Below are 7,185 nucleotides of genomic sequence, written 5' to 3'. Positions count from 1 at the left end.
ATAGACACCATATTCACTCTCTCCATTTTTTATGATTTTGCTCAACTATATATAGCTATTCTTTTGCCAAACAATAATGTGTAGCGACAAAAACGCCGTAACCATCTTGTTATTTATATTCTTCTTTAATTATATCTAGATTCATTGATTTTAAACCATCATTTATTTTATCATAAATATCCTGTTTAATGTCGTGAAGAGACTGATATTTGAAGTACTTAAGTTCAAAACTTCTATAAGGCAGTCTGAATATATTTACTTGCCTTAAAATCACTATTTTAAAAATGTTCAAGAATGAATATGATATTTTACAGTCTATAAATATCATATAATAATCTTGTCTTTCTCCAATATTTGAGGCCGTTATCCTCCAATCTATCCAATGAAAACTACTCTTAAACAGTCTTTCTATATAATTTTCAATTGCCATACATTTTGCTGATTTATACATTTTTATCCTTTTTTGACTTTTTTTACATCTTTTTCTAAACTTTTAACTCATATTTATGAAGTAGCTTGAGTTATGACTAAATTTACTTACCATGATTATGACAAAAATACTAAAAGCTGCAAAGTTTGTGGACGAGTATTTGGGAGTAAGCCAAGAACAAATAATTGCCCTGGTGTGCCTGTGAGAAAACGCAAAGAGGGCGAGGATTTTGAAGTAAATCTCTACAGCATTAATCGCAGACTCAAAGATAATGCAAAACCTATAGCATATGCTGATTATAATGATTTTAGTCAGAGCAAGCGCAGAGATTACAGCAACTACCTCTACAGCCTAAAAGATACAGAAATCGTAGACCCCCTACTCCCGCCAGCTTACGAATCTTCTGCAAATATCCCCAAGGAATTGAATGCTATTTCTGAAGTTGAGATGAGGCAAAAGAAGCTAGAGCCGAAACAAGGGGCTGAACCTGTTGCTGTGACTCGTGAGTGGAAGAAAGAAGACGGCGAGTTCTATCGCTATTGGCTTTATTATTACAATGAATGCGATACACAACCTGGAGACAGTCTTTGCTACATTACAAAAGGCAGGTTGAAGTCAGAATATTCTCTTTCTGATGGATGGTTGAATAAATTAGGTAAGCCTGATTTATTCCTAGAAAATCCACATTATCATCGTTCACCAATGATGAAGCTATATAAAATTTCCAGGGTGCGAGATTTTCTTAAAGCTAATGCTGAAGAATATGCAGAATGGTTAGTAAAGCGTGATAAATTTGTAATTAATTCTAAGCGTCTTGCTGAAAAACGCAAAATCGCTAAAGAAAGGCGATCGCATCAAAACGAACTCTGCTTGAAATGTCAATCTTCCACTTTCTTAGATGATGGAATTTTTTGTGCAGTTCATCCCATGGGCTTGCCTGAAGGTGTGCCGGAAGATAATTATTGTCCTGATTACTTTTACTTTGCAGATTACAGCGCTTTCGAGGACAGTGAGGCATAGTAGCATTGACATACTCCCCGGCGTAAGCGCACGGGGGTTCTCCTGAAACCAGGATTCTTGGTTCAATGAGTCCACTTAAACTAAACACCTTACGGCATCTAGTCCAGAGATGGTTCTCACGCCTGCGCGTTCGCTCTATTTCAAGAGCCTGTGGACCTATGCCCTACGGTACAGTTTAAACCTTAAAAAAACTTTGGTTCTCTGATACTTGTTGCTTAGAGCTTTTCCATGCACAAGCATTCCTGTACAAAACCCCCTAGCTCTAGTTTTCAAGGTGCAAACGCTACAAGGAACGGTAGCTATAGGTTTTTAGAGCGGTTGAATACCTTTCCGCTTTTTTAAGCATAACATAAAGTCCCCCTTTTAGGGGGAGGCTTTAAACCCAATTTTTCGGTAAAACTTTTTATCCTCCCCAGCAAGTATAAATGGCTGGGGTAGAAGCTGAGTATAAGCGTTCGTTCATACAAAAAAACTCTACTAATATCTCTAGTTTTATCAACAATTAGGGATACAAGAAGTCTGGTTTTGGCGTGTGCGATCAAAGAGCGCTGATATATCCCTACTGTAGTTCAAGATCGTTCCTTTCAGTAATTAACAATTAACAATTAACAATTAATAATTACCTGTTCTGAATAATTAACAAACAATTAATAATTAATAATTATCACTCGTCGTTGCATTGATAATTAATAAGAGAGTCTCTGACTTGACATACGTTTTTTCAGCAATTAATAATTAACAATTAACAATTAATAATTACCTCTTCTTAAAACGGATAGGATTGACTCAAAGGATTTTTTTTGATTTTATCCCCTTAAAAGGGGAGGCTTCAAGGCGTGAATTGTTGAATGAATAATTATGAACTATCAACTATTAATTATCAACTATTAATTATTAATTATTAATTATTAATTATCAACTATTAATTATTAATTATTAATTATTAATTATTCATTATTAATTATTAATTATTCATTATTCATTATTCATTATTCGGTAACCAACTCAACAAATCTTCCAAATTATTAAAGTCTAAAAAATCTTCCCCTAAATTATCCAAATTTGCCACAGATAAATCTTCAATTTGACTAATTATTTCCTCCGAAACTTCTCCAAAACGCTTTTTAATTAAACGTATTATTAATTGCGCTCTCCCTCTTTGTTGGCCTTTTTGTTCCCCTCTTTGTTCTCCTCTTTGTTCTCCTCTTTGCTCCCCTTGTTGTTCCGCATAAGTTATCCGTCCTCTCTCATCTTGCATTGCTATTCCTCGACGCTCAACTATGTCTAACTCCTCCGCTGTCATGTTAATTTTATTAGCAATATTTAAAGCCTTTTCTATTTCAGAAACTTCCCCTAAATTCTCTGGAATACTATCCAATCTGGTAGCCTCTTTCAGAAAATAAATCCATTTATCACTCAAACTATGTAACTCAGACAAATTTTTCTTAAACTTGGGTAATTCTACAAAAAATAGTCGTAATTCTTCTTCTAGACATTCAATTTTTTTTTTCTTATCCTGAAACACGAATTCATTGATAACATTCTCAGTATCTTTAAACAAAATAAAATCTGTAATAGTCACAGCGATCGCCGGATTTAGTAGAGGATAATCTTCTCCTGTTTCTAATTGATTTGCATAAGCTTTAGCTAGGTTATAAGCTACTCGTTTATTAAAACCAGCCATTCTAGCAACCTGCATTTCAACTATATTTAAAAGGAGTCCCGCATTATAATCTTTGATTTAGTGCCGGGAGGAATTTATAATAAATGCTAATATCTGTTTACTTATTATTATTTCACCTTTTGACGTATAATAAGGCTATGAAACAGATAACGACTATATCCTGTAAATTGAAGGTCAAGCCAGAGTTAGCAAAAGAGATAGAAAAAACTTTGGTAAAATATGCAAATGCTTGTCAGTTTGTTCACGAAAATAGTGACAAAAAATTGACAAATAATGTAGCAATGCAAGCCTTGATGTACGATACAGTTAGAGAAAAGTTTCAGTTGTCAGCACAAACAACAATTCATTCAATAAGACGAGTATGTTCTAATAGAAAAACTTCTATTACTAATCATTTTAAAAAGGAGTTAACTTTTAGTCCAACATCAGTAGATTATGATAGCAGAACATTTAGTTTAGATACAAAGAAATGGATTGTTAGTTTAAAACTACTGAGTAAAAGAACTAAAATTGAATTATTGATAGGTAATTATCAACGTGGAATATTAAAAGGTAGTAAGTCTAAATCGGCTGTATTGACTAAAAGAAAAGATGGTAGTTACTATATTAATATTCATATTAATAACATTGCTCCTGAACCAACAGATACAGATAAAGTAATTGGTATTGATTTGGGTAGAACAGATATTGCAACAACATCGTCAGGGGAATCATGGTCAGGTAAAGACATAACAAGCAAGAGAAATCACTATTCTAGAATGAGAGCAGTTTTACAACAAAAAGCAACGAAAGGCACTCGTAGTAGTCGTCGTAGATGTCGGCAATTACAGAAACGGTTATCGGGCCAAGAACGACGCTTTCAAAAACATATTAACCACGAAATAACAACTTCTTTAGTTAGAAAAGCAGCGACTAAGAAGGCAGCAATTGCGATAGAAGATTTAACTAATATTAGAGCTAGAACTAATCAACAACGTAGAACTAAGAAAGAAAGAAGATTGTCTAATAATTGGGCATTTTATCAGTTTCGGATGCTCTTAACTTACAAATGCGTTTTGAATGGAGTAAAGCTAATATTAGTTAATCCAGCATATACCAGTCAAACTTGCCACAAATGTTTACATATTCATCCTACAAAAGGTAAATCATATAGGAATGGTAAGAATTATCATTGCAATCATTGTGGATGGACAGGTGATGCTGATTATAATGGTGCCAAAAATATAGCTGCTTTGGGGTTGACTGTAAACCAACCTGGAGGTTCCTGGCTATCTTGTGAAGTTAGTAGTTCTGATTTTGTACCCAGACAACTAACTATATGGGATATGCTAGAGGGCTACGAAAAGCCAGCATCATAATCTTTGATTTGATGTTTGGTAGTTTACTCACTACAACAGAACCATCAACTAAAACAGCTTTTACATCCAAATAAGTATCTTTTAATGAAATTATTTGACCAGGATTAAAAGGATTAACAATTGTCAAAGACTGAATAATTTTTTTCCCTCCATAAATTATGGCATTGAGAAAGCTAATTAAGATATCTTGACTTTGTTGCGAACCGAAGATTTTTTTAAAAGCATAATCTATCTTAGGACTAACAAATTTCATAGTATTTTTCTCCTAATTAATAATTAACATTGTAAAATAGTGATGTACGGATTTTATATTGACTGCCATCTTTATTTGTCTGCTATACACCAGAATTATAACATTTAAAGGTGGAATATGTTACGATTTTTTAGAGACAGCTTGAGGAGAGAATGTCCGACAATATCAATTAGATAATTAACAATTAATAGTCCACTGTTTCAGGATATATCTACTACTAATTTAGTAATTAAAATCATAAATAGTTAATGTCAATATAAAGTACACTTAGATTTACGAATGGTGCCATCCATGTCTAGAGTGGTAAAGGCATCTTCACTTTTATTTGATTAGTTCTTAGATTTTTTGTTACACTATATAAATAGTATAAAATAGAACAAGTCCTATTAAAAATAGGATGGATAGTACTATTAGTAGTAGCAAATAGCTAGTAAAATCTAATGGCGTGTGCGATCGCCTTATATTTTGGAGATGAACCTGTAGGATTGATATCAGTCAACACAAATAGGAGTAAATTATGGGCAAACAAGCTAAGTTGAGTGCAGCAAGAAAACGCCAAAAATGTAACTCAGAAGGTATAAATATTAAGGATTTAGTGAGCAAAACTTTAAAAAACAATTGGCAAGGAGCTTTAGCAGTTTTTCGACCAGAAAATTTAATATATGTGCAAGCAGCTATATGTCAGTTAGATTTGGAAATCAAACAAAAAGTATCATGGGGAGTAAGCATCATAAAGAAAGAAAATAATTATTTCACATTACCTGATTACCCTAATTTTTTTGAACATGACTTAGACTTAAACACTGTTGATGAAATATTAGTAGTGCAAATTCAACCAATTCAAAAAGGATATTTTTGTAGTTATGGTAGTGTCACTGAAGCCAATAATAAGCTAGAAGTTTGGGGAACAGTTCCTGGGGCTTTAAAATCACATCTAATCAGTGTTTTTCCTAAGCATGAAGACCAAAAAGCTATGAATATAGCTTATATTTTTAGTCAACTTTGTTTGAGGACTTGTCCTAATTATTGGGATGAAAATATTACAGACTTATCTATAAGTCATCAGTTAGAAAAAATTTATAATAATTGTACAAATGGTAACAAAGAACTACCAGATGACCTAAATCTCTCTACCTGGGGAAGTTTTTACGATCTAGCACACACCAACCCACTTACAAAGAGTTGTTCCGAGCTGATTTTGAAAGGAAATCCTTAGTTAAAGAGAACTTCAGCTATTATTTCAAAATCATGGGAAAACCAGTTGCAAATATCTTTGTTGAGTAACTTTTCAGCAATTAACAATTTTCATGTGACGAGGTGCCAAAACAATTAATAATTAGCTCTCCCATATAGGAGAGGATGTTCTTCAAAAATCTGAAAAACCCCAGAAGCAACTTCTCAATTAGTTCTCACCGCGCGTGAATCTCCATTGCTATTTCACAGATAATTAAACCTACCTACTTACTATATAAATAAATCGGATTTACAAGAGGGGCTAAACATGGTTAACATTGAAGAAGCTATCGAAGAAATTTTAAAAAACAAGGACAAAACAGCTACTCAATTATTAAATGAATATCGGAGCAAATTCAATTTAAACGAGAAAAGATATCAGGAGCTTTTGGTAATAGCTACAACCGAATCAATTATGACATCCTTACTACAGGAAGTCATTGCACTCAAGCTTTACGACCGGGATCATTACTATGACCGAGCTCGGATTTTATTTTATTCGGGATTGTTAGAAGAGGATAATATCAAAATCAAAGAAGCTGGAAAAATACTTTATGAAAATGAAGGAATGGAAGGGATGTACGATAATTTATTATGGTCTTTTGTGCCCAAATCTTGGCATCGCTATGTCGATATCTTATGGAATGGAATAGGACAATGGCGGAGTTAAAACTGTACAAGTTGCCAGACAAACTCCGCGCTGTTTCCACTTACTCCTGATTCATAGCTGCTGCTTTGACTATAGGTTTGTCAAAGCAAAGCTAACCTACTTACAGTAGGTGCTTAATTTTGAGCTAATTTGGGCCAATTAAATCGGTATTGGTTCCGGTGGTGCTAGGGCTTGCTCAAAAATTTCCTGATACTCTTGGGGCAAATACGGTATTAACCCCAGGATAAAATCCAAAATAGTATCAAGTGATACATAATTCAGGAGATTCAGATTATATTCATCTTTAATTATGTCCAGAGTTGAGATGGCTTCAGCAGGGATACCCTCATTTTTAAGGAGTTCCTGCACTTCTAAAGGGAAAAAAGTCTCCGCTGCCCACCTGGCATCCTCTGGTAACGCATCCAAAGTCATTTGGGGATTATTCCACCTCCTATAAAAAGTATTATTTAGGCACTGGAATAATTGTAAAGCGCGTTTATAACCTCCTAATTTCTTGAATATCTTACTAACCCATCCTTGACTACATCCCATCTCCTT

General features: G+C 33.8%; 7 protein-coding genes and 1 pseudogene. 4 read left to right on the top strand and 4 right to left on the bottom strand.

Annotated features, from left to right (window positions below):
* Positions 1 to 109: 109 nt before the first annotated feature.
* Complete coding sequence (locus F6K15_RS37040) at positions 110 to 451, bottom strand: hypothetical protein (RefSeq protein WP_293071005.1); 342 nt, start codon at positions 449 to 451, stop codon at positions 110 to 112.
* Between the two features lie 72 nt (positions 452 to 523).
* Between F6K15_RS37040 and F6K15_RS37035 the strand changes: the two genes are divergently transcribed.
* Positions 524 to 1,450: a hypothetical protein gene (locus F6K15_RS37035; protein ID WP_293071003.1), complete on the top strand. Its 927-nt coding sequence runs from the start codon at positions 524 to 526 to the stop codon at positions 1,448 to 1,450.
* A 982-nt stretch (positions 1,451 to 2,432) separates the two neighbouring features.
* On the opposite strand, the gene F6K15_RS37030 is transcribed toward F6K15_RS37035, so the two are convergent.
* Positions 2,433 to 3,158: an Rpn family recombination-promoting nuclease/putative transposase gene (locus tag F6K15_RS37030; RefSeq protein WP_363269518.1), complete on the bottom strand. Its 726-nt coding sequence runs from the start codon at positions 3,156 to 3,158 to the stop codon at positions 2,433 to 2,435.
* A gap of 113 nt (positions 3,159 to 3,271) precedes the next feature.
* Between F6K15_RS37030 and F6K15_RS37025 the strand changes: the two genes are divergently transcribed.
* The gene (locus F6K15_RS37025; RefSeq protein ID WP_293071001.1) at positions 3,272 to 4,492 is read left to right on the top strand and encodes a transposase; all 1,221 of its coding nucleotides are present in this window, start codon (positions 3,272 to 3,274) and stop codon (positions 4,490 to 4,492) included.
* A 19-nt stretch (positions 4,493 to 4,511) separates the two neighbouring features.
* Here the strand turns inward: F6K15_RS37025 and F6K15_RS37020 are convergent.
* Positions 4,512 to 4,745, bottom strand: a pseudogene (locus tag F6K15_RS37020) (PD-(D/E)XK nuclease family transposase); the annotation flags it as partial.
* Between the two features lie 517 nt (positions 4,746 to 5,262).
* Here F6K15_RS37020 and F6K15_RS37015 point away from each other — a divergent pair.
* Together F6K15_RS37015 and F6K15_RS37010 are read left to right on the top strand one after the other, a co-directional pair.
* Complete coding sequence (locus F6K15_RS37015; RefSeq protein WP_293070999.1) at positions 5,263 to 5,961, top strand: hypothetical protein; 699 nt, start codon at positions 5,263 to 5,265, stop codon at positions 5,959 to 5,961.
* A 285-nt stretch (positions 5,962 to 6,246) separates the two neighbouring features.
* The gene (locus F6K15_RS37010; RefSeq protein ID WP_293070997.1) at positions 6,247 to 6,648 is read left to right on the top strand and encodes a hypothetical protein; all 402 of its coding nucleotides are present in this window, start codon (positions 6,247 to 6,249) and stop codon (positions 6,646 to 6,648) included.
* Between the two features lie 138 nt (positions 6,649 to 6,786).
* Here the strand turns inward: F6K15_RS37010 and F6K15_RS37005 are convergent.
* A partial coding sequence (locus F6K15_RS37005; RefSeq protein ID WP_293070995.1) for a hypothetical protein occupies positions 6,787 to 7,185 on the bottom strand: 399 nt, incomplete at its 5' end.

The organism is Okeania sp. SIO2B3 (genome assembly GCF_010672525.1).
Lineage (GTDB): Bacteria > Cyanobacteriota > Cyanobacteriia > Cyanobacteriales > Microcoleaceae > Okeania.
The sequence above is the reverse complement of the archived record's forward strand: the minus strand, read 5'-3'. Positions and strand labels throughout refer to the sequence as shown.